This window comes from Nocardia sp. NPDC058497 (assembly GCF_042720195.1).
Lineage (GTDB): Bacteria > Actinomycetota > Actinomycetes > Mycobacteriales > Mycobacteriaceae > Nocardia.
In genome coordinates this window covers 13,409-34,329 of sequence record NZ_JBHXMY010000005.1, presented here as the reverse complement: position 1 = coordinate 34,329, position 20,921 = coordinate 13,409, and the positions used below count along the sequence as shown (strand labels likewise).

The 20,921-nt window shown below is 68.7% G+C and carries 23 protein-coding genes and 3 pseudogenes; 16 read left to right on the top strand and 10 right to left on the bottom strand.

Annotated elements, in window-relative coordinates; translation table 11 throughout:
- A partial coding sequence (locus tag ACFWPJ_RS01190) for a GNAT family N-acetyltransferase (protein WP_378845728.1) occupies window positions 1-523 on the top strand: 523 nt, incomplete at its 5' end.
- A gap of 134 nt (window positions 524-657) precedes the next feature.
- On the opposite strand, the pseudogene ACFWPJ_RS01185 reads toward ACFWPJ_RS01190, so the two are convergent.
- Window positions 658-900: pseudogene (locus tag ACFWPJ_RS01185) on the bottom strand (hypothetical protein); the annotation flags it as partial.
- Between the two features lie 376 nt (window positions 901-1,276).
- Here ACFWPJ_RS01185 and ACFWPJ_RS01180 point away from each other — a divergent pair.
- On the top strand, window positions 1,277-1,678 hold the full coding sequence (locus ACFWPJ_RS01180; RefSeq protein ID WP_378845727.1) for a hypothetical protein: 402 nt from the start codon (window positions 1,277-1,279) through the stop codon (window positions 1,676-1,678).
- On the opposite strand, the gene ACFWPJ_RS01175 is transcribed toward ACFWPJ_RS01180, so the two are convergent.
- Both ACFWPJ_RS01175 and ACFWPJ_RS01170 read right to left on the bottom strand, forming a co-directional pair.
- Window positions 1,672-2,145 carry a site-specific integrase gene (locus tag ACFWPJ_RS01175; protein ID WP_378845726.1) on the bottom strand — a complete coding sequence of 158 codons (474 nt, stop codon included), beginning with the start codon at window positions 2,143-2,145 and terminating at the stop codon, window positions 1,672-1,674. The genes ACFWPJ_RS01180 and ACFWPJ_RS01175 overlap by 7 nt on opposite strands.
- Window positions 2,130-2,420 (bottom strand): hypothetical protein, encoded by a 291-nt coding sequence (locus ACFWPJ_RS01170; protein ID WP_378845725.1) that lies wholly within the window; start codon window positions 2,418-2,420, stop codon window positions 2,130-2,132. The genes ACFWPJ_RS01175 and ACFWPJ_RS01170 overlap by 16 nt, the downstream gene beginning before the upstream one ends.
- A 486-nt stretch (window positions 2,421-2,906) precedes the next feature.
- On the opposite strand from ACFWPJ_RS01170, the gene ACFWPJ_RS01165 reads away from it, so the two are divergent.
- The 3 genes from ACFWPJ_RS01165 (at window position 2,907) to ACFWPJ_RS01155 (ending at window position 4,985) form a co-directional block, all read left to right on the top strand.
- A complete protein-coding gene (locus tag ACFWPJ_RS01165; protein WP_378845730.1) occupies window positions 2,907-3,695 on the top strand; it encodes a DUF2625 family protein in 789 nt (262 codons plus the stop codon).
- A gap of 360 nt (window positions 3,696-4,055) precedes the next feature.
- Window positions 4,056-4,637, top strand: a complete 582-nt coding sequence (locus tag ACFWPJ_RS01160) for a hypothetical protein (protein ID WP_378845724.1) — start codon at window positions 4,056-4,058, stop codon at window positions 4,635-4,637.
- A 6-nt stretch (window positions 4,638-4,643) separates the two neighbouring features.
- Window positions 4,644-4,985, top strand: a complete 342-nt coding sequence (locus ACFWPJ_RS01155; protein WP_378845722.1) for a hypothetical protein — start codon at window positions 4,644-4,646, stop codon at window positions 4,983-4,985.
- A gap of 28 nt (window positions 4,986-5,013) precedes the next feature.
- On the opposite strand, the pseudogene ACFWPJ_RS01150 reads toward ACFWPJ_RS01155, so the two are convergent.
- From ACFWPJ_RS01150 to ACFWPJ_RS01130, 5 genes and pseudogenes are all read right to left on the bottom strand, one after another.
- Window positions 5,014-5,395 (bottom strand): annotated as a pseudogene (locus ACFWPJ_RS01150) (Tn3 family transposase); the annotation flags it as partial.
- Window positions 5,396-5,435: 40 nt separating this feature from the next.
- Window positions 5,436-6,326, bottom strand: a complete 891-nt coding sequence (locus ACFWPJ_RS01145; protein ID WP_378845720.1) for a heme ABC transporter ATP-binding protein — start codon at window positions 6,324-6,326, stop codon at window positions 5,436-5,438.
- The gene (locus ACFWPJ_RS01140; protein ID WP_378845718.1) at window positions 6,323-7,444 is read right to left on the bottom strand and encodes a FecCD family ABC transporter permease; all 1,122 of its coding nucleotides are present in this window, start codon (window positions 7,442-7,444) and stop codon (window positions 6,323-6,325) included. The genes ACFWPJ_RS01145 and ACFWPJ_RS01140 overlap by 4 nt, the downstream gene beginning before the upstream one ends.
- Complete coding sequence (locus tag ACFWPJ_RS01135; protein ID WP_378845716.1) at window positions 7,441-8,454, bottom strand: hemin ABC transporter substrate-binding protein; 1,014 nt, start codon at window positions 8,452-8,454, stop codon at window positions 7,441-7,443. The genes ACFWPJ_RS01140 and ACFWPJ_RS01135 overlap by 4 nt, the downstream gene beginning before the upstream one ends.
- Window positions 8,455-8,471: 17 nt before the next feature.
- Window positions 8,472-9,449 carry an aldo/keto reductase gene (locus tag ACFWPJ_RS01130; protein ID WP_378845715.1) on the bottom strand — a complete coding sequence of 326 codons (978 nt, stop codon included), beginning with the start codon at window positions 9,447-9,449 and terminating at the stop codon, window positions 8,472-8,474.
- Between the two features lie 240 nt (window positions 9,450-9,689).
- Between ACFWPJ_RS01130 and ACFWPJ_RS01125 the strand changes: the two genes are divergently transcribed.
- From ACFWPJ_RS01125 to ACFWPJ_RS01100, 6 genes are all read left to right on the top strand, one after another.
- Window positions 9,690-10,619 carry an undecaprenyl-diphosphate phosphatase gene (locus ACFWPJ_RS01125; RefSeq protein WP_378845729.1) on the top strand — a complete coding sequence of 310 codons (930 nt, stop codon included), beginning with the start codon at window positions 9,690-9,692 and terminating at the stop codon, window positions 10,617-10,619.
- A gap of 32 nt (window positions 10,620-10,651) precedes the next feature.
- Window positions 10,652-11,362: a histidine phosphatase family protein gene (locus ACFWPJ_RS01120; protein WP_378845713.1), complete on the top strand. Its 711-nt coding sequence runs from the start codon at window positions 10,652-10,654 to the stop codon at window positions 11,360-11,362.
- Window positions 11,363-11,412: 50 nt separating this feature from the next.
- Complete coding sequence (locus ACFWPJ_RS01115) at window positions 11,413-12,000, top strand: DUF3090 domain-containing protein (RefSeq protein WP_378845711.1); 588 nt, start codon at window positions 11,413-11,415, stop codon at window positions 11,998-12,000.
- Between the two features lie 4 nt (window positions 12,001-12,004).
- Complete coding sequence (locus ACFWPJ_RS01110) at window positions 12,005-12,805, top strand: SCO1664 family protein (RefSeq protein WP_378845710.1); 801 nt, start codon at window positions 12,005-12,007, stop codon at window positions 12,803-12,805.
- Between the two features lie 59 nt (window positions 12,806-12,864).
- On the top strand, window positions 12,865-13,842 hold the full coding sequence (locus ACFWPJ_RS01105; protein WP_378845708.1) for an aldo/keto reductase: 978 nt from the start codon (window positions 12,865-12,867) through the stop codon (window positions 13,840-13,842).
- Window positions 13,843-13,935: 93 nt separating this feature from the next.
- Window positions 13,936-14,208, top strand: a complete 273-nt coding sequence (locus ACFWPJ_RS01100; RefSeq protein WP_378845707.1) for a hypothetical protein — start codon at window positions 13,936-13,938, stop codon at window positions 14,206-14,208.
- Window positions 14,209-14,261: 53 nt separating this feature from the next.
- On the opposite strand, the gene ACFWPJ_RS01095 is transcribed toward ACFWPJ_RS01100, so the two are convergent.
- Together ACFWPJ_RS01095 and ACFWPJ_RS01090 are read right to left on the bottom strand one after the other, a co-directional pair.
- Window positions 14,262-15,125, bottom strand: a complete 864-nt coding sequence (locus tag ACFWPJ_RS01095; protein WP_378845705.1) for an alpha/beta fold hydrolase — start codon at window positions 15,123-15,125, stop codon at window positions 14,262-14,264.
- The gene (locus ACFWPJ_RS01090; protein ID WP_378845703.1) at window positions 15,122-15,550 is read right to left on the bottom strand and encodes a helix-turn-helix domain-containing protein; all 429 of its coding nucleotides are present in this window, start codon (window positions 15,548-15,550) and stop codon (window positions 15,122-15,124) included. Before ACFWPJ_RS01090 ends, ACFWPJ_RS01095 begins: the two co-directional genes overlap by 4 nt.
- Before the next feature lie 297 nt (window positions 15,551-15,847).
- On the opposite strand from ACFWPJ_RS01090, the gene mshC reads away from it, so the two are divergent.
- The 5 genes and pseudogenes from mshC to ACFWPJ_RS01065 form a co-directional block, all read left to right on the top strand.
- Window positions 15,848-17,086 carry a cysteine--1-D-myo-inosityl 2-amino-2-deoxy-alpha-D-glucopyranoside ligase gene (gene mshC / locus ACFWPJ_RS01085; protein ID WP_378845701.1) on the top strand — a complete coding sequence of 413 codons (1,239 nt, stop codon included), beginning with the start codon at window positions 15,848-15,850 and terminating at the stop codon, window positions 17,084-17,086.
- A gap of 183 nt (window positions 17,087-17,269) precedes the next feature.
- Window positions 17,270-17,968 (top strand): dienelactone hydrolase family protein, encoded by a 699-nt coding sequence (locus ACFWPJ_RS01080; protein ID WP_378845699.1) that lies wholly within the window; start codon window positions 17,270-17,272, stop codon window positions 17,966-17,968.
- An 87-nt stretch (window positions 17,969-18,055) separates the two neighbouring features.
- Window positions 18,056-18,838: a universal stress protein gene (locus ACFWPJ_RS01075; RefSeq protein WP_378845698.1), complete on the top strand. Its 783-nt coding sequence runs from the start codon at window positions 18,056-18,058 to the stop codon at window positions 18,836-18,838.
- Window positions 18,839-18,999: 161 nt separating this feature from the next.
- Entirely contained in the window at window positions 19,000-20,418 is a 1,419-nt protein-coding gene (locus ACFWPJ_RS01070) for a hypothetical protein (protein WP_378845696.1), read from the top strand.
- A 2-nt stretch (window positions 20,419-20,420) separates the two neighbouring features.
- Window positions 20,421-20,921: pseudogene (locus ACFWPJ_RS01065) on the top strand (hypothetical protein); the annotation flags it as partial.

The following is a 20,921-nucleotide window of genomic DNA, read 5'->3' as shown; positions in this document are numbered from 1 at the left end:
GCCCATGACAGCCAAGGTTCGCGGCTCGGCCTCGGAAGGCGCCCACTGGACCGTCGAGCCCGCAGAGCCGCATTCGCCCGAGGCGGCCGCCGTCCTCCGGCTCTATTTGGCTGAGATGATCAGCCGCTACTACGACCGTCCCGCCGATGACGCGGAGATCGACGGGCATCTTGCCGACGGCTACGACAGCGACGACCTGAGCCCGCCGACCGGCCTGCTACTACTCGCGCGCCGACGTGGCGAGGCCGTCGGCTGCATTGGTTTGCGCCGCCTCGATGCGCAGATGCTGGAGCTGACGCGCATGTTCGTCCGCCCCGATGTGCGCGGCGAGGGCGGCGCCGCCCTGTTGCTCGGCAAGGTCGAGTCCGCCGCCGGCGAACTCGGCGCCCGCACGATCCGACTCAACACACGCAATGATCTCGTCGAGGCCCGCGCCCTGTACACAAAGCACGGATACGCCGAGATCCCGCCGTATGGCAACGACCCGCTGGCGGACCACTGGTTCGAAAAGCAGCTGGGCTGAACGGCACATGTGAATGTTTCGTGGTCGCGGTGGAACGCCGCCCATCTGGGGTTCCGGTAGTAACCGCCGAAAAAACATTCGATGTCGGCGAGCAGGACCGGCTCGACCCACCACGCGGTGCGCGCGATGGCCGCAGGCGGAGGGGCGTCGAGGGGGCTGGTGTCGCGACGGATCTCGTCGAGTCGGTCGCGGAGCTGGCGGCGGGCCGCGTGCGTGCAGCCGGTGCGGACCCGCCGATGCAGCGCAGGCGCCCATCTGTGGTGTGGCCGGCCAGGATCAGGCCGCCGAAGGTGGCGGCGTTGACGCAGGCGTCGATAGTGGACCCGAGAGCTGTTCGACGGCGTCGGTGTGCTCGGCAGTTGTGTGCCGGGAGGCAATGTTCAGGCGAGGACGGTGTCAAGTGCGAGGGCCGAACCGGTGGTTCGCATAGGACTCCTGCCCATGGTTTGTCTTGACAGCAAGCCGGTTTCGCGGCCTGTGACAGCCAGGTGCCAGCGAATCCGATGTGGGCATAATGCTCGAGCGCTGATGCTAACCCTCGCGAGACTTCAATTGTTCTGGCATGAACGTACCAGCCCGTCGCCCGGCTACGGCACCGCGTGGTGTGGAGATCCTGTGGAGCTTCGTGGGAGATCCGATGCAGTGTGCGTGCCCGCCGTCGGCGGCCGGTAGCGTCGGACCGTGTCTGCAAGTGAACGTGCGAATCGCCTCCAAAGAAGAGCGAGTTTCGGCCTCGCCGTGATGTGGGGTCTGGTGATTGTCGGGCTGTGGTCCCCGGCGTCGTCCGATCCCCGCGACGACCTCGAGGCGGGCGGCAACCTCGGGGTCGCGCTCTTCGTCGTGCTCCCCGCCTTGGCCCTCACCCCGTATGTGGCACTGATCGCCCGGCTCGGCCTGCGGACGCGGAAACCTGTGTGCTGGGAAGTATTCCTGGCCATTCTCATCGCGGAAATGTTCGTGATGTCGGTGCTCACCTCGCAAGCGCTCCTGGCTTACCGGCCGTGGCTCGGAATTCTGCTGGGGGTCGGTTTCGCTGTCGGCCTCGCGGCGGGTGTGGGCGCATTCCGCGGCGGGCTCCAGGAACGCGCGGCCACACGGGGTTCCGGTAGTAACCGCCGAAAAGACAACGGATATGGCGTGACCGCTGGTCAGTGACTACGCGAAGCGCCGGGACCGATGAGGCTGGTCAGATCCCGCCCCGCCGCCCGCCTGTGGGTCACGAACACCGGGCCGCGAGTGCGGCCGCGGATCAATCTCGGAAGCAGCCGGGCGGTGCCCGCGTCCCAGTACGCGGTTTCCAGGACGTGTTCGTGGTGGGCGGCCCCGCGTCGGCGGGTGCGGAGTTTGGCGCCCTTGGACTTCACCCGGGCACACCGGCCCGCCAGATCGAGATCCTCGATGTTGAGCTGAAGCAATTCTTCTGCGCGAGCACAAGTTCCATACAGCATCCGCCACAGCGTCTTCTCCCGCAGAGGCAGTTCACGCCGGGCGATGAGCCGGTCGATCGCGGTGCGCGAGCGCACCGGCGTCTCGGATTCCGGTGGGGTCGCCCGCGCGGCCTCCGCGGGAACCGCCGGTACGCTCCATCCCTGTTCGGCGCACCAGCTCAGCCATTTGCCCACCGCGGCGCGGCACGCGTCCAGGTATTGACCGCCGCAGCACCCCAGAGGGATTCGAGGGCGGCGCCGATCTCGTCGTCGGTCACCGAGTCCAGCGCCCGGCTCGGTCCGCGCACTCCGTCCGGACCGGGGCCGTCGAGGGCGTCGACGGTCTTGACGATGGCGATGCCGTAGGCGCGGCGGGTGTTGGGTGCACCGATCGTGTCCAGGAATGCCTCGGGCGATCCGTGTACGGTGCGCGGCGCGGCGGTCTGGATCCGGGTCACGCTCGCGGCCATGGGATCCCGCCCTTCTTGCTTGCCCCGGATAACGGGGCCGCTTGGTGTATCGGCCGCGTCCGGTCCGCCGCCCACCACTCGCGCCAATCGGGTCCCGAAATCGGTTGGTACCGGCAGGAACTGACGTCGGAACCCAGCATTTCCCACCAACCTGGTGCGTCTACCGCACGCTGCGCTGACACCGGAGCGTGTCGGCCCCTGCCGTTATGGTTCGGACATTGCAGACCTACTAAATAAATCAGTCCTGGTCCGCACCTGGTTCGGTGATGACCGCGCATGGGGTCTCTGGTCCGAGAATTCTTACCCACAGCACAGAGGGGCTCCTGGCCTATACGACTTTGGTGAACGACCCAGTGTTCGAGGGCCTGAGCCCCGAAGCGTGGCTTTGGTCGCGAAATCTGGCGTCAGTTGGTCGCGAATTCGGACGGCAGTCAGGCGGCTGGCAGCTTGTTTCTGGTCGCGAACTTCGACACCATCCCGATCGGTGTGTGTCGGCACGCGCCTCTTCGGTTCACCGTGTGTCCGACGGGGGCCGGACACAGCCTCGGCGCTCTGGTGGAAGGATCGGGCATTGTGTCCTCGATCCGATCATTCCAAGAGCTGGCTTACGTGGACGACCCTGCGTGGCCAGGCCTCCGGGATCTCCTGAACTCCTCCAGCGTCCCGACGACGGTGTTACCACCCAGCGCGGACCAGGCTCGAAATACCTTGTTCCGACTGCAGGTCACGGCCCGCTCGATGCTCGGGGCGCTCGCGCTCAATACAGGCGGACTCCTTGTCGATCATGGGTGGCTTCGGGTTCTAGGTGGAGGATGCGACGGCCTACCCGACTTGGCGTCGGTCAACCGGTTGGGCGAGCCAGGGCAGCAAGCGCAGCCGCCCAGCGCACTGGTCGTGGCGATCGACGTTCTCGGCGGGCGGTTCGCCGTCAACGGCGGCACCCTCCCGGCTGAGCCCGGAGAGGTCTGCTATTTCGGATCGGACACCCTGGAGTGGTCCGCGATCGGAGGCGGCCACTCGGCGTTCGTGCAGTGGGCGCTCGGCGGCGGGATGGCCGAGTTCTACGACGCACTGCGTTGGCCAGGCTGGGAGGAGGAGGTCGTTGCTCTGACCCCTGGGCAGGGCCTCTCAGTCTATCCCCCGCTGTGGTCCGCCGAAGGCCGCGGCGATGTGGCAGGCACGAGCCGCCGTTCGGCCACGCTGACCGAGCTAGTCGCCGTCCACATCGACAGCGCCGCACAGCTCGGCCTGACCCCAGGCGGTGAGTCCGGCTAGACCGTCCGAGTCTGGTGGATCAATACTGCCGCACACGCCAAACTGACCCCGGCGGCGATGCACACTGTCAGTGCCGATGTGGTGTCGAAATTCGCGATCACAAACATCCTGCGTTCCGTAGGTGATGTCGAGATTCATGATCAGACGACGCCCAGGTTCGCGATCAGAACCAGCGCCGATACCGCCGCGCTCACAAGCCCTGGATCGACCCTCCTTGGCCCGACAAGGAACCCTCGACCAAGATTTGGCCGAGAACTACCAACACCGACCCAACTCGGCGTGCACTGCCGAACGAGTACGTCCACAGCGGTTGTGCCCTCGAGTCTGCACTACCGACACCGAACCCGGAGAGCCTGACTGATGGACAAGCGCCCTGACGAATTCCCCGCCATGATTCCAGTGACGACTGCAGAGGTCGTAACTCGACGCTCACCTCTTCGATGGTTCTGGTCGATCCTGGCACTGCTGACGTGCGGGGCCATGCTCTGGGGATGCGCTTCTGTCCTCGTTGTCCCGCGGCTGGACACAGACCTGTCCGCTGAGGAGTCGCAACAGCTCATGGAACGACGTCGAATACAGATGCCGGACTCGTTCGAATTGGTCAGGATGCGGCGCTTCGGCTGTCCGGCGCTGGCGGGAATGTGCGGCTACGTCGGCAGCTATATCGCGCCGGCGGAACGATTTTCCGACTACCAGTCGATGTTCACAGATCCGACGCATCACCGACCGCTGCGCGCGGTGACCTGTGCCGAGTTGAAGAAGCAGGTGGGTTTCGAGCCGACGACGAAGACAGGCGACCACGACTGGAAGTTCGACTGTACGAACGCGATCGATCTATTCGCTAGCTGGCCCTACGGCAATCTGGTGAACGACTATCCACTATTCACGATCGCTCGTGACTCGCGATTTGCCACGATCTACTTCTACTCTCGCCCATCGTGAACATCTGTGTTCGACGCGGTGTTGGCTGGGTTCGCCAACCAACAGTTCGCCCGGAACCTGGCCCGCACGACCGTGGACGGCCGGGAGAACACCGCGAAGGCGTTCCCCGCCTACGTCAACGCCTTCCCATCAGTAGGTCATGAACACCGCCGCCAACCGCGACTCGAGATGTGGTTGTTTTCCGGTCTGCGAGCCGGACAACCCGTGCACCCGGACACGCTCGGCTACCACAACGTCACCACCACCAGAGTCGCCGCCGAGGTGGCCACCACCTGGAGTCGTTCCGTCACCACCCCCAGGTTTCAGTCACCTGACGAATGGACCCCGTCACGAACCCGCGACAGTTGAATACGCGACCTCACCAGTCCGGACTGCCGATATGGGCCAGGACCTCGTCGTCGATACGCCGCCCGGCCCGGATCATGCCCTCGTGGGCATAGAACAGGTCCCGGTGCAGCGCGTGCAGGGATTCGCCCTTGTTGAGCTGGCGGGAGATCTTGCGCCGATAGTCCGGTCGGAGAGGTATTTCGCTGCGCAGACGGTGCGCCGCAGCGCCCCGTACTCCTTGAGCGCGGCGGCCAGGGTTTTCTGGCGTCCAGAGGCCGAGAGCAGGGAGGCGGTGGCGTGGCCGAACTTCAACGATCCGGCCAGCCGCAGCAGATCGTCAACCGGGCCTCGGCCCCCGCGCGGGATTCGGGCCGGTGGAGGGTGATGCTGCCCAGCTCCCGGATCCGCGGTGAGAGCTGCATCTCGAGCAGACCGTCGGCGTTCTGTACCTCTGGGTCAATAATTATGTCGTCAGCCGCGGCCACGTTCGGGCAGCACGAGTTGCGCGCCCGTGGTCGGGTGGTCGAAAACATCGACCGGATGGTGGTAGACCTCGGTGAGTAGCTCGTGGGTGAGCACTTTCCGCGGCGGGCCGTCGGCGGCGACCCGGCCGCCGTCAAGGACGGTGACACGATCGGCGTAGGCGGCGGCCACACCGAGGTCGTGTACGACGACCACCACGGCGGCACCGTCGGCCGCGCGGGCGGCGGCCAGGCGCAGCACCGCCTCCTGATGGCCGATGTCGAGTGCGGCGGTTGGTTCGTCCAGCAGCAGGGTGGCGGTGTCCTGGGCGAGGACACGGGCCAGGGCTACGCGGGCGCGTTCACCGCCGGAAAGGGACGGGAACACCCGGCCGGCGAGATGGGTGACGTCGGTGGCGGCTAGGGCGGCGGCGATGAGGGCGTCGTCGTGCGCGGCGGCGGGGGTGTGCAGCCAGGGCGCACGGCCCATGGCGACGACCTCGCGGGCGGTGAACGGGAACCCGACCGTGTGCGATTGCGGCAACACCGCGCGGCGACGGGCCATGTCGGCGTGGTTCCAGTGCGCGAGGGCGTGGCCTTCGAGCTGCACGGTGCCGCTGCTCGGCGCGAGTTCGCCGGCGAGGGCGGCGAGCAGGCTCGACTTGCCCGCGCCGTTCGGTCCGACCAGGGCGGCGATCTCACCGGCCGCCACCTGGAAGTCGACGTCTGCGAGCACGGTCCGGGCACCGCGCTGGACGGTGAGACCCGTTGCGCGCAGCGTCACGGTGCCCGGTGTGGGTCGCGCCGGGACATCGGGCGTCCGGGCGAACAGGCTGCGCAGCGAACGACTGCGCCGCGGGGGAACCGCGGGTGTGTCGACGGCCGGATGGAGGTCGGTCATCCCCAGCCTCCCGCCCGCGCCCTGGTGCGGCGCAGCAGCCAGAAGAAGAACGGGCCGCCGATCAGCGAGGTCAGCATGCCCAGCGGCAGGTCGGCATTGTGGACAAGCGTGCGCGCTACGACGTCGGCGCCGAGCAACACCACCGAACCGACGACCGCGCTCAACGGGACCAGCACCCGATGGCCGGGACCGACGAGCATGCGCACCACGTGCGGCACGATCAGCCCCACGAACAAGATGATGCCGCTGAACGCCACCCCGGCGGCGGTCAGCACGGCCACCACCACGATCACCTGCCTGCGCAACCGCTCCACGTCGACACCGAGATGCCGGGCCGCGGAGTCACCGAGCGCGAGCAGATCCAGCCGCGGCGCGATGAGCACGGCAGCCAGCACACCGACCGAGGCCAGCACGGCGACCACCGCCACCGACTGCCAGGTGGCGCCGTTGAGGCTGCCGAGCTGCCAGAACACGATCTGATCCCGGGCCGCGGGCGTGGCGACGAACAGCAGCAGCGCGATCAGGCCGCCGGCGAAGGCGTTGATGGCGATGCCGGTGAGGATCAATGTCACGACTTCAGTGCGCCCACCCGAGCGCGACAGCACGTAGACCAGCGCGGTGGTGAGCAGTCCCGCGGCGAACGCGGCCGCGGCCACCGACCAGGAGGCGACGAACGCGCCACCGACCACGATGACGGTGCCCGCCCCGACCGCCGCACCCGCCGACACACCGATCACGCCGGGTTCGGCGAGCGGATTGGCGAACACACCCTGCAACAACGCACCCGCTGTCGCGAGCGAAGCACCGACCAGGACGGCGAGCGCGACGCGCGGGAACCGCACCTCCCACAACGTCACCTCGCCCGCCGGATGGGTGGGCATCGGCCCGATATCGAGCCCGATCCGGTGCGCCACACTGCCCAGCACCTCGGCCGCGGTGGTCGGCACCTGACCGAGCACCGCCGACACCAGCGCCAGCACCACGAGGGCGATCAGCGCGACGGCGAATACGACGGTGACCCGGGTGGTCCGATGACGCGGGTGCGGCAGCGGGTCGGGGGTCGCGTCGTCGATCCGCGGCGCGTCCGCGGATTTCGTCAGATCGGGGGCATCGCTCATGCCGGCTTGCCGTAGACGGCGTCGGACAGCGCGGTGATGACCCGGCCGGTGTTGGGGCCGAAGCTGAGCAGCACCGCGTCGGACATGTCCACGACCCGGCGATCGCGACCGGCCGGCGTCTGGGCGATACCGGGGATCTTCACGAGCCCGTCGATCCCGCCGACCGACTTCAGCCCGTCCGACATCACCAGCAGCACATCGGGCGCGGCGGCGATCATCGCCTCGCTGGTGATCGCGGTGAACGGTTCGCTCACCCCGGCGGCGGTGCCCGCGTCGACGCCGCCGATCGCGGTGATCAGCGAATCGGCGCCCGAACCCGGGCCCGCGATCATGGTGATCGCGGTGCTGCGCAGGTACAGGAACGCGATCTTCGGCTGCGGATCCTGCTTCGGCACGCGGGCGGTGGCGGCGGCGATCTCGTCGCGGGTGCGCTGCCCGAGCTGCGCGCCCGCCTCCGGGACGCCGAGGGCGGTGGCGACGGCCTCGATCTGCGGCACCACACCGTCCATGGTGCGGTCCGGATCGAAGTAGACGACGTTCACGCCCGCCGCTCGCAGTTGATCGCGAACCGCGGGCGCGGCGCTGGTGGTGTCGGTCAGGAACACCGACGGGCGCAGGGCAAGGACGGCTTCGACGCTGAGGGCGCCGTTGCCGCCCGCCACATTCGGCACGTCGGCGACGGCGGGGAAGGAGGCGGAAGTGCTGCGGCCGACGAGGTTCGCGCCGAGGCCGAGTGCGTACACGGTCTGGGCGAGGGTGCCGTAGCGGTCGACGGCGATGATCCGCGACGCGTCGGTGACGGTGACCTCGGTGCCGTCGAAGGAGCGGGCGGTCGCGGGCAGGCGCGGCGTCGGCGGTGCGCCGATCGGGACCGGGTCCAGGTCGGCCAGCTGCGCCGTGGCCGGGCCGCCGGAAGTGGCAGTCGATGCAGGATTGCTTCCGGTGCAGGCGACGGCGCCCGTCAGCACCGTCGCCGCGAGCATCGCCGTCAGCAGACCACGCAGTTTCATGCAGGTAAGGCTAGCCATCATTCGGAACGGGCGCTCACATCGTCGAGAGCTGCCGCTATCGCGCGCGGCAACTCGAGGGTTTCGGCGGCCAGCACTCCGGTGAGCTGGCCGATGTCACGGGCACCCACGATCATGCTCGCGATGCCGGGCCGGTCCCTGATCCAGGCCAGCGCCACCGCCAGCGGCGAGGTGCCGAGGCCGTCGGCCGCGGTGACCAGCGCGTCCACCACGCGGGTGGCGCGTTCGTCGTCGAGCCTGCGCCGGATCTCGGCGGCCGTGGCCTCGTCGGCGCCGCGCGAATCCGCGGGCACACCGTCGCGGTACTTGCCGGTGAGGATGCCGCCCGCCAGCGGTGCGGAGGCGATGACGCCGACCCCGTGGTGCCGCGCGGCCGGGATCACATCGTTCTCGGTGCCGCGCGCGAGCAGCGAATACGGGGTCTGCGCGGCCGTGATCGGCGCGATCGCGGCGAGGCTGGCCAGCTGCCAGGCCGCGAACCCGCGCACACCCGCGTACCGGGTGCGACCGGTGCGGACCGCGGTCTCCAAGCTCGCCGCGACCTCGTCGAGCGGGGTGTAGGGGTCCCAGGCGGCGATGTTCCAGATGTCGAGATGATCGGTGCCCAGTTCGAGCAGCGTGCGGTCCAGTTGCGCGAGCAGCGTGCGCCGCGACGCGTCGACCACCGGGCCGGTTGCCGCGGGGCCGGGCACGCTGCCACCGACCCCGGCGCCGGGCGCGTGCAGGACCACACCCGCGCTGCCGCTGAGCACCAGATCGTCACGGGAGACCAGGTCGCCGAGCAGATCGGCCAGGATCCGCTGGGCCGCGCCGTCGCCGTAGACGGGGGAGATGTCGACGAGCGTGCCACCGGCCTCGGTGAACGCCGCCAACTGCACCGATGCCTCGTCGGCGTCGGTATGGGTGCCCCAGGTATGGGTCGCCAGGCCGATCCGCGACACCCGAAGGCCGCTGCGTCCCATCGTTCGCTGTTCCATCACCGCGCCCGCGTTTTCGTCACGGCGCCCAGCCTAATGGGCGCACCCGGTGGTCCCTCGCCGACGACCCGTGGTGAGGGCCGCGCGAACCGATCGCCCGGTGGGCGGGCGACGTCACCGCACCGCGGCAGGTAGGGTCGCTGCGAGGTCGCGGCCCTTCCAGGTCGCTCGATGTAGCAAAAGCCCAGGAGGATTTGATCTTTCGGGCGCGAGGTAGCAGGAGGCACGGTGGGCGAGTCGATGACCTGGTTTCAGGCATTGATACTCGGGCTCGTACAGGGGCTGACGGAGTTCCTGCCGATCTCCTCCTCGGCGCACCTGCGCATCGTCTCGGGCGTGTTCTTCGGCGACGACGCGGGCGCCTCGTTCACCGCCGTCACCCAGCTCGGCACGGAACTCGCGGTGCTGGTGTATTTCGCCAAGGACATCCAGCGCATCGTCGTGGCGTGGTTCACCACGCTGGCTATGCGCTGGCGGGAACGCTCGCAGCAGTCGGTCGCCGTCGGTGACCGGGTCACCACCAAGCTGCCGGTGATGGACCGCAGCGCCCGTGAGGCCCATGAACGCGACACCCAGCGCGAGCTCGACTACCGCATCGGCTGGTACGTGATCATCGCCACCATTCCGATCGGTGTGCTCGGCTTCCTGTTCAAGGACGAGATCCGCACCGGCGCCCGCAACCTGTGGCTGGTGTCGTTCATGCTGGTCGCGTTCGCGCTCGTCATCGCCGCCGGTGAGCATTTCGGCAGCAAGACCCGCCCGATCGAGCAGCTCACCACCCGCGACGGCCTGATCATGGGCCTGGCGCAGTGTCTTGCCCTGATTCCGGGCGTCTCCCGTTCCGGCGCCACCTCCACCGCGGGTCTGTTCCTCGGCCTCGAGCGGGAGGCCGCGGTGCGGTTCTCGTTCCTGCTCGCCATCCCCGCGGTCACCGCGTCGGGCCTGTTCAGCCTGCCCGACGCGTTCGAGCCCGCCGGTGAGGGACTCAACGCGAGCGGCCCGCAGCTGCTGGTCGCCACGATCCTGGCGTTCGGCGTCGGATACGCCTCGGTCGCCTGGCTGCTCAAGTTCGTCGGCAAGCATTCCTTCTACTGGTTCGTCGGCTACCGGATCGTTCTCGGCCTCACGATGTTGGCCCTGCTCTCCGCAGGCGTCGTCTCCGCGACCTGAGTGCGGCGCGAACGGATGGTTAGGCTGGTCCCATGACGGTGATCCTGCTCCGGCACGGAGTGTCCACCTCCAACATCGGTTACACACTGGCCGGGCGCACACCCGGTGTCGAACTCACCGAGCGCGGTACCGAGCAGGCCGCCGCGGTCGCCGACCGGCTCGCGATGCTGCCGATCGAACACATCGCCAGCTCACCGCTGCTGCGCTGCCAGCGCACCGTCGCACCGCTGGCCGAGAAGCTCGGCCTCGAACCCGAGCACGACGAACGGCTCATCGAGGTCGACTACGGCGATTGGACCGGCCGCCCCCTGTCCGAACTGGTCACCGAACCGCTGTGGAAGGTCGTGCAGCGACACGCCTCCGGCGCGGTGTTTCCTTCTGGCGAAGGCCTGGCCCAGGTCCAGCAGCGCGCGGTCGCCGCGATCCGCGATGGCGAGCGCAGGCTGTCCGAGCAGGCAGGCCGTGACGTGCTGTGGGTGGCGTGCGCGCACGGCGACATCATCAAATCGATCCTGGCCGACGCGCTCGGCCTGCATCTGGACAGTTTCCAGCGGATCGCGGTCGAACCCGCCTCGATCAGCGTTGTCCGGTACAGCCCGACCGGGCCGTCGGTGTGGAAGTTCAACGACACCGGCGCCGACCTGTCCGCGCTCGCCGGCGCCGCGGCGCCCGCTCCCGGTGGCGAGGTGCCCACCCCCACCGGCGCGGATAATGGGAATGCGGGACACCGCGATTCTCCTTGAGGGGAATGTGTTCGTGAGTGTCGATCAGGGTCACGTATCAGGAGGTGCATGTGTCACGCGCAATCCATGTATTCCGCACCCCCGATCGTTTCGTCGCCGGGACCGTCGGTGAACGAGGCGATCGTTCGTTCTACCTGCAGGCCGTACAGGAACCGCGCGTGGTCAGCGTGCTGCTGGAGACGCAACAGGTGAAGGTGCTCGCCGACCGGATGGGCCTGCTGCTCGACGAGGTGGCGCGCCGCTTCGGCGCCGAGGTGCCGCCCGAGGGTGAGGACGTCCGCGATGTCGCGCCGCTGGTGACGCCCATCGACACCGAATTCCGGGTCGGCACCATGGGTCTGGGCTGGGACGCCGACGCGGGCGCCGTCGTGGTGGAACTGCTGGCGATCACCGAGACCGAGGTCGACGAATCGGTGGTGCTCGACGACACCGAGGAAGGTCCCGACGCCGTGCGGGTGTTCCTCACCCCCATCCAGGCCCGCGAGTTCGCCCTGCGCTCGGCGCGGGTCATCGCGGCGGGCCGTCCACCGTGCCCGCTGTGCGGCGAACCGCTGTCCGCGCGCGGGCACATGTGCGTGCGCACCAACGGTTACAAGCGCGGCGAGATCTTCGGCACGGCCGAGCTCGACGAGGAGTGATCCGGTGTCGGCACTCACCGAAGGCGAACTGGACATCGTCGGCCGGGTCGGCGGCGCCAGCAATCTGACGCTGGTGTGCGAGATCGGCGCACCCGAACCCGACGGCGCCCCGCTGCGGGTGGTGTACAAGCCGGTGCGCGGCGAACGGCCGCTGTGGGATTTCCCCGACGGCACCCTCGCCGGTCGTGAGGTGGCGTCGTATCTGATCTCCGAGCATCTCGGCTGGGGTGTCATCCCGGAGACGGTGTTGCGGGACGGGCCGTTCGGGTCCGGCATGGTGCAGCGCTGGGTGACCTCGGTCGACCATCACAGCGCGTCGAGCAGTCAGCGCCTTGACCTGGTCGACCTGTGCAGGCCTGGCACGGTGCCCGACGGTTTCTGCGAGGTGCTGCGCGCCCTCGACGGTGAAGGCAACGAGGTCTCGCTCGTCCACGCCGACGATCCACGCCTGCAACGGATGGCGGTCCTCGACCTGCTGCTCAACAACGCCGACCGCAAGGGCGGGCACGCGCTGGAAGGTGTCGACGGTCAGGTGTACGGCGTCGACCACGGCATCTGCCTGCACAGCGAACCGAAACTGCGCACGGTGCTGTGGGGTTGGGCCGGGCGGCCCGTCCACGCATCGCTGATCGCCGACATCACCGCGTTCGCCGCGCAACTGCCCGGCGCCGTGGCCGATTCGCTGGCCACGCACATCACCGACGCGGAGATCACCGCGCTGGCCGAACGCACGAAGGCGCTGCTCGATCATCCGGTGATGCCGGTCCCGAATTCGTCGCGACCGATTCCCTGGCCCGCGTTCTGATCCCAGGGTGGCCCTGACACGGTCTGTCTGCGGCCGCGGTTCCCGGCCAGACTGACGGCATGCTCCGTTACCGTCTCCTCGGCCACACCGGCCTGCGCGTCTCCGAGTTCGCCCTAGGCACCATGCGTTTCGACGACCCTGTCGAGACCGAACGGATCATCGCTACCTTCGCCGAGGCAGGCGGAAACTTCCTCGACACCGCCTCGGCCTACGGCGAGAGCGAGGCGATCCTCGGGCAGGTGCTGCGCGAGCGCGACCGCTTCGTACTGGGCACCAAGTACACGCTCAGCCGCGACGTCACCGACCCCAATGCCGCGGGCAACCACCGCAAGAACCTGGTGCTGTCGCTGGAACAGAGCCTGCGCAGGCTGCGCACCGACTACGTCGACGTGTACTGGGTGCACGTCTGGGACCAGCACACGCCGATCGAGGAGACGATGCGCGCGCTCGACGACGTGGTGCGGGCCGGAAAGGCGCTGGCGATCGGTATCTCCGACGCACCCGCCTGGGTCGTCGCCCGCGCGAACACGATCGCGCAGAACCACGATCGGACGCCGTTCGCCGCCATCCAGGTGCCCTACAGTCTGCTCGAACGCGGCATCGAACGGGAGTTGCTGCCGATGGCCGAGGCCTTCGGGCTCACGGTCACCGCGTGGTCGCCGCTGGCCGGGGGAGCGCTCGCCGCCGGCTCGGGACGGGCGACCACACCGCGCGCACTGGCTGCGGCCGCCGCGGTCGCCGAAGTCGCCGCGGGACTGGGCGTTCCGCCCGAGCAGGTCGCGCTCGCCTGGACCCGGCACCGCAGCCGCGCCGTGCTGCCGATCCTCGGGGTGCGCACCGCCGACCAGCTGAGCGGCAATCTGGCGGCCGCGGCCCTACGGTTGCCCGAGGACGTGGTCCGGGTGCTCGAGGACGCGGTGCCGTTCGACCGGGGATTTCCGGCCGACTTCGTCGCCGAATGCGATGCCGGCCCCATGGTTTACGGCGATGCCGTGGACCGGCTCGATGTCGACGATTCCGGCCCACGGATGCGGTGACGTCGGGTATCTTGGGGCTGCTTTTCCGGGTCGGGGCCGGTGCTAGTGTGCTCCAAGCACTTTCGTCATCCAACGCAAGATCAGAGGAAATCTATGTCGTCGACCCGCTCGATCGTCACCAGCTCCGCCGCCGCGCTGCTGCTCACCGGTGCTGTCGCCGCTGTTGCCGCGCCCGCGCAGGCGTTCCCCAGCGGCTGGTGGTCCGAGAAGACCTTCGTCTGCACCGCCACCGACCGCAACACCGGTGCGCCGCTGCCCGAGGTCACCGTGCAGGCCGCCGATCAGGTCGGCGCCGCCTACTACGCCCTGCCGCAGTTCGGCCCGGAGGCCGACACCATGAACGTGCAGTGCTACGCCCAGGCGTGATCACCCGGTGAGTTCGGTGTCGCCGCACCCGACGCGCGGCGACACCGAGCACATCATCGTCGCTCCGGCCAGCCGGAGTGCGCGCCGAGGAACTCCCTGATCGTCGCGGTCTGGCCGAACACCCCGTGACCGACATCGGGCAGCAGGCGCACCTCGCCCCGCGTGAATCCGCCGCGGGCACGTTCGGCAGTGCGTGCCGAATCGAACAGCACGTCGCGATCGCCGACGATCACCAGCACCGGAATGTCGACCGCGCGCAGTCGCTCGTCGCCGAAGAGGGGCAGCCGCCCGGTGCGCGGCTTGAAGTGGGCGAAGATCAGCTCGACATCGTCGAGGATCGGTCCGGCTGTTTCGTCGTCGAGGCCGAGGACAGTCCGTGCGGAATCGCGCACACTGCCACGCCCGACCAGACCCAGCAGCATGCCCTTCACCAGCCACCCGAATCGCTGACCCCCGAGCCCGCCCGGGCACAGCAGGACCAGCGCGGTGACGCGACCCGGCCTGCGGAGCACATAGTCGAGCGCCGTCCAGCCGCCGAGCGACATGCCGGCGAGGGCGACCGTGTCGAGTCCGAGGCCGTCGATGACCTCGTCCAGCCAGCTCGCCGTCGCGTCGCTGTCCAGTGGCAGCCTCGTCGGCGCGGTGAAGCCGGGCTCGCCGGGCAGGTCGACGGCGTACACGCGGTACCGCGACGCCCAGTCGGCGACGTCACCGCGCCAGGCCGTGGTGTTGGCACCCGAGCCGTGCAGCAGAACCAGCGGCGGTGCGTCCACGGGGCCGGAGGCGACAACGAACGTCTCACCGATGCTGGTATCGATGCGCAGTTCCTCGCGCGGTACCGGCCAGGCGTCGAGGTGCTCGCGGTAGCGCTGTTCGACGACCCGTCGGCCTTCGGCGGACTTGTAGATGCCGGTCATGAGGTGAGGACTCCGTCCATGTAGTCGAGCAGCCGGGCGGTATCGGTGAGACCGCCGAGCAGGATGACCTTGAGGCGCGATCGCGCCGGGTCGTAGCTGGTTTCCACGCGCAGTGGCGTGCCGCCGGGGCCGCGGGTGGCCGCCGTGGCGGTGAGCAGGGTGGTGATCCGGTCCGCGGTGGTGCGGTCGACGGCGTCGATCTCGACGATGCAGGAGGCCTCGGCGTGTCTGCCGGTCGCGTCCGGTGTCTGCGGTGCGGTGATCGGCAGGCCGGTGAATGCCTCGAGGTCGTCGTGGGCGATCCGGTACTGCTTGCCGATGCGGGCCGCGGGCAGTTTGCCGTCGCGGACATAGCTGCGCACGGTGCGGACATGCAGTCCGAGCAAGTCGGCGACCTGCTCCACCGAATAGAAGCGATCCGTCATGAAACTACCCTAAACGAATGTATCTATAGGGAGCAATAGGGAAGATTGGGGAGTTGCCGCATGTGACAATGCTCGCGATGCCCGTCGTCTCGGCAACCATCAGCCCACATCGCGGGCGCAGGTGCCGACGATCCGCCCCATCAGGTCCGTGACCTGCGAATCTGCCTGAGTGCAACCCTTGACGGGAACATCGGAACACGTTTGTGTGCAGGTAGCGGGCGGCGCGAGCGACACCGCGAGCAACCGCCCGACCGGGCCGCGGTCCGGTCGCCTCGACGGGGGCTCTACCCTCGAATCATGCAGTCCTGGTCCGATATCGCCCTACCGACCGTCCCCGGAGCAGGGCCGCCGTTGCGGTTGTACGACACCGCCGATCGCCAGGTCCGCCCGGTCACCCCCGGCACGACCGCGAAGATGTACGTCTGCGGCATCACTCCCTACGACGCCACCCACCTCGGTCACGCCGCCACCTACCTGACGTTCGACCTGGTCAACCGCCTGTGGCGCGACGCGGGTCACGACGTGCACTACGTGCAGAACGTCACCGACGTCGACGACCCGCTGTTCGAACGCGCCGCCCGCGACGGCGTCGACTGGCGTGACCTCGGCACCTCCGAGATCGAGCTGTTCCGCGAGGACATGACCGCCCTGCAGGTGCTGCCGCCGCGCGACTACATCGGTGCGATCGAGTCGGTCGAAGAGGTGGTGGAACTGGTGCAGAAGCTGCTCGCCGCCGGCGCCGCCTACCAGGTCGACGACGCCGAATACCCCGACATCTACTTCCGGATCGACGCCACCGAACAGTTCGGCTACGAGTCCGGCTACGACCGCGCCACCATGGAGCAACTGTTCGCCGAACGCGGCGGCGACCCCGACCGTGCAGGCAAGCGCGACACCATCGACGCGCTGCTGTGGCGTGCCGAGCGCCCGGATGAACCGTCCTGGCAGGCGCCGTTCGGCGCGGGCCGTCCCGGCTGGCATATCGAGTGTTCGGCGATCGCGCTCAACCGCATCGGCACCGAGTTCGACGTCCAGGGCGGCGGCTCGGACCTGATCTATCCGCACCACGAATACTCCGCCGCGCACGCCGAGGCGATCACCGGCACCCGCCGCTTCGCCCGCCACTACGTGCACGCCGGGCTGATCGGTCTCGACGGCGAGAAGATGTCGAAGTCCAAGGGCAACCTGGTGCTGGTGTCGAGGCTGCGCCGCTCGGGAGTCGACCCGGCCGCGATCCGGCTCGGCCTGCTCGCCGGGCACTACCGCCAGGACCGCATGTGGACCGACGAGGTGCTCACCGACGCGCAGACCCGCCTGGCCCGCTGGCGTGACGCCGTCGCCCTGGGCAGCGGCCCGTCGGCCGCCGACACCGTCGCCCGGCTGCGTCAGCACCTGGCCGACGACCTGGACACCCCCAAGGCACTCGACGCGATCGACAACTGGGCGACGCAGGCGCTGACCTACGGCGGCGCCGATCCCGCGGCTCCCGCGCTGGTACGTGACGCGGTGGACGCGCTGCTGGGCGTCACCCTCTGACGGGTCGCGGGTCACCCGCGACCTCCGTCCGCTCATACCCCGTGCCGGGTACTGGCGCCAGGAAGTGAGGCGCGCCGGCGCTGTCGCGTCGTGCGTTCGACCGGCGACAGGCGCGGCGGGCCAGCGGCTGGCCGACCGGGCGGGGTTTCGCCGGGGAGCGTGTCGAGGCTCTAGATTCGAGTGATGGAATCGATCGAGATCGATAGTCCCTCCGGAAGGCTCGAAGCGCTGGTCGCCCGCCCGCAGGGGCCTGGCCCGTGGCCGGGTGTCGTCGTCTTGCACGACGGCCTCGGCCTGAATGCCGATCTCCGCCATCAACTCGACATCGTCGCCGGTCACGGCTATCTGGCGATCGCACCGAACCTGTTCACCCGTGGCCGGGCCCGCTGCATCCAGCAGGCGTTCCGTGCGCTGGCGTTCACCGGCGAGGGACCCGCCGTGGGGGAGATCCTCGCCGCCCGCGACCGGCTCGCCGCCGACCCTGACTGCACCGGCCGCATCGCGGTACTCGGCTTCTGCCTCGGCGGCGGTTTCGCGCTGCTCACCGCACCGCAAGGTTTCCACGCGTCGGCCCCGTTCTACGGCGGCCTCTACGGCGACTACAAAACCCTGCTCGACGGCGCGTGCCCGGTGGTTGCCAGCTACGGCCGCCTCGATCCGTCACTGCCCGGCGCCGCGGGCAAGCTCGAAGCCGCGCTGACCGCCAACGGCGTCGAGTACGACATCAAGACCTACCCGAACGCCACCCACAGCTTCGCCAACGTCCTGCCGGGAAACGCGGTGCTGCAACGCATCGGCCTCGGCTACAACGAGGCGGCCACCGACGACGCCTGGAAGCGGATCTTCGCCTTCTTCGACCGGCACCTGCGCACCGGCGAGTGATCCCCGCGAGCGGGTTGCTCAGAGTGTGCGGCGTTTATACTGTGGCCAAGCGCAGCTGACCTGCCGTCGATCTTAGATCGTCACATTGTGTACCAGCTCATAGTGGTTGTTGCCAACGGCTCGGAATCCGCGCGGACGGCGGTGGCGGTCGCCGGGGAACTCGCGCTCAAGCTCGATCTCGAGGTCACGGTGGTCAGCGTCTGGAAGGAAGCGACGCTCAAGGCGGGCACCGATGCCGCGTGGGCCGAAGCGGTCACCGCGGCCGCCGCCGAAGCGCTGCTCGACGCGGGCCTGCCTGACGTGCGGTGCCTCGAGCTTCCCGGCACCGCGGGCGCGGTCCTGCTGGAGGTCGCCGCTGATGAACCCGGCACTCTGCTCGTCATCGGCGGCGGTAGCCTGGGCAGTTCGAAGGCGCGGCTGCTCGGTTCGACCGCCAATCACGTGTCCCACCACAGCGAGTCCGATGTCGTGTTCACCCACAAGATCCCGAAGCGGTGGACCACGGTCGGGCTCACGACCGACCGATCGGCGAGCTCGATCACCGCGGTGCGCCGAGGTTACGACGTCGCGGTCGGCCTGGGCGCGCGCCCGTTCCTGGTGACCGCGGCCAAAACCGACGACGACGGCGCCGCGACGCTCAGCGAGGTCGAAGCCGCGGCAGCGGTCGAGGATCCGGAGCTGTTCGGCCGCGATGTCCTGACCGGGGTCCCTGCCGCGGAGGCGATCTGCAACGCGGCCTGGAAATACGACCTGGTGGTCATCGGCAATCGCGGAATGAGCGGTCCCGCACGGCTGTTGGGCTCGGTCGCCAACAAGGTCACCCACGACATCGACACCAACCTGCTGCTGGTGAACACCACCCACGCGTGAACGGCCGACCGGCACCTTACGCGATGAACTCCAAGGTGTAGGGCTGATTCCAGGTTTGCTCCGGTTTAGCGGGTAACACTCGAACTTGCCCGAAACCTACTAATCGGTCACTTATGATGACCGGACGCGCGATGTTCGGAACACGACGGAGTGGACGCCGAATGAATGCTGGGATCGAAGCGGCGGGCTTCTTCGGCCTGCTCGACTGGGAGAAGACGACCGGCCTGAGCAAGTTCTGGGTCGACATGATCAGCATTCCCATCTTCAGTGCCATGGCCGGACTGATCACCAACTGGACCGGCGTGATCATGTTGTTCGCGCCGGTGCGGTTCACCGGGTTCTACGTGCCCGGCCTCAAGACGATCTTCCCGCTGCTGCCGCGCAAGGTGCAGATCCTGCCGACCTTCGCGCCCGGCGGCATCCTCGGCTTCCAGGGCTTCATCCCGGCTCGCGCGGAGAAGATGGCGAGCCTGATGGTCGACAACGCCGTCGCCAAGATCGGGACCGCGAAAGACTTCTTCGACCAGATGGATCCGCGCAAGATCTCCGCGCAGGTCGCGCAGGTGGCGTTGCCGAACGTGCGGTCGATGGTCGATTCGATCATGGTCACCGAGCATCCGCAGCTGTGGGCCGACATGCCGCCGCGCGCACGCGAAGTCGTGTACTCGACGGTCGAAGCGGAACTGCCCGCGATCGCCGACCGCGCCTTCGATTTCATCGGCGCCAATATCAACCAGTTGCTCGATGTGAAGCTGATGGTCGTCGGCTATCTGCGGCGGCGCCCTGAACTCCTCAAGGACGTCATCTACGGGCTCGGCGCGCCAGAGTTGCGGTTCATGGTCCGCAGCGGGGTGCTCGGTCTGCCGTTCGGCGTGATCGTGGCGCTGTGGTTGTCGCTGCTGCACTACAGCACCCCGCACGGCGACACGCCCGCGATGATCTCGCTGCCCGGATGGCTCTACGCCATCCTGCATTTCCTGCCCGCGTGGGTGTGGGTGCCCCTCGGTGGCGCGGTCGTCGGCATGCTGGTCAACATCATCGCCATCAAAGTGGTGTTCGAGCCCGCGACACCGCAGCCGCGCTACAAATACCCCTGGGGCGTCGCGAAATTCGCGAAGCGCCAGCATCAGGCGGCGGCCGATCTCGGGCACGCGATCGGGTACCAGATCGTCACGCTCGATGTCGTCACCGAACAACTCCTCGACGGGCCCAGTGGCGACAAGACCCGCGCCGTCATCGCGCACTTCCTCAAGGCCGAGATCGACCGGGCACTGGGGCCGCTGCGGTCAGTGACCCGGCTGGCGGTCGGGCCACGCCAGTTCGATGCCATCCAAGCGACGGCGGGTGCGAGCCTGGCGACGGAGATGAAACCGTGGCTGGTCGAGGACGTCGAGTTCTCCCAGACGACCGCGGCCAGCGTCGACCAGCTGGCCACCGAGAAACTGCGCGAACTGCCGCCCGACGAGTTCGTCGAGATGCTGTACACCGCCATCGAACAGGACGCCTGGCTGCTGTACGCGCACGGCGGCGCGCTCGGTGTCCTCGTCGGCTCCCTGCACCTGCTGGTCTTCGGAGTGTGAGCATGGACGACCGCGACAACCTCCCCGAACCCGTCCCCGAGCCCGAGATCCCCACCGACCTGGTCGGGTTGGCGCGCATCGCCGGACTGTCGTTGCGCCACATCGTCGGTGCGGTCACCAAGGGCGCGCTGCACACCGCCACCGACCTGGCCGACGACATCCTCGCGGGCGAACCGGTGTCGCAGATCATCGATAAGCGGGTCGAGTCGCTGCGCCGGATCGCGCTGAGCGCGCTGGGCCTGACCAGCACCGCCGCCGGCGTGTACGGCACTGTCGAGTCCGGTGTCGACGCCGAGGATCTCAAGGCGATGGGCGACGCGATGATCACCGAGGGCTGGGATTCGGCGCAGCAGCCCCGCGACCTGCACCCCTCGTTCGTGCCGATCCTGCACGACCTGACCCCCGACGAGGCCCGCATCCTGCGTTTCCTCGCCGTGGGCGGGCCGCCCCCCCCCCAGTTAGCCGCCGCCCGGCCCCAGGCAATGTTGGCGCGCGAGCGAAAA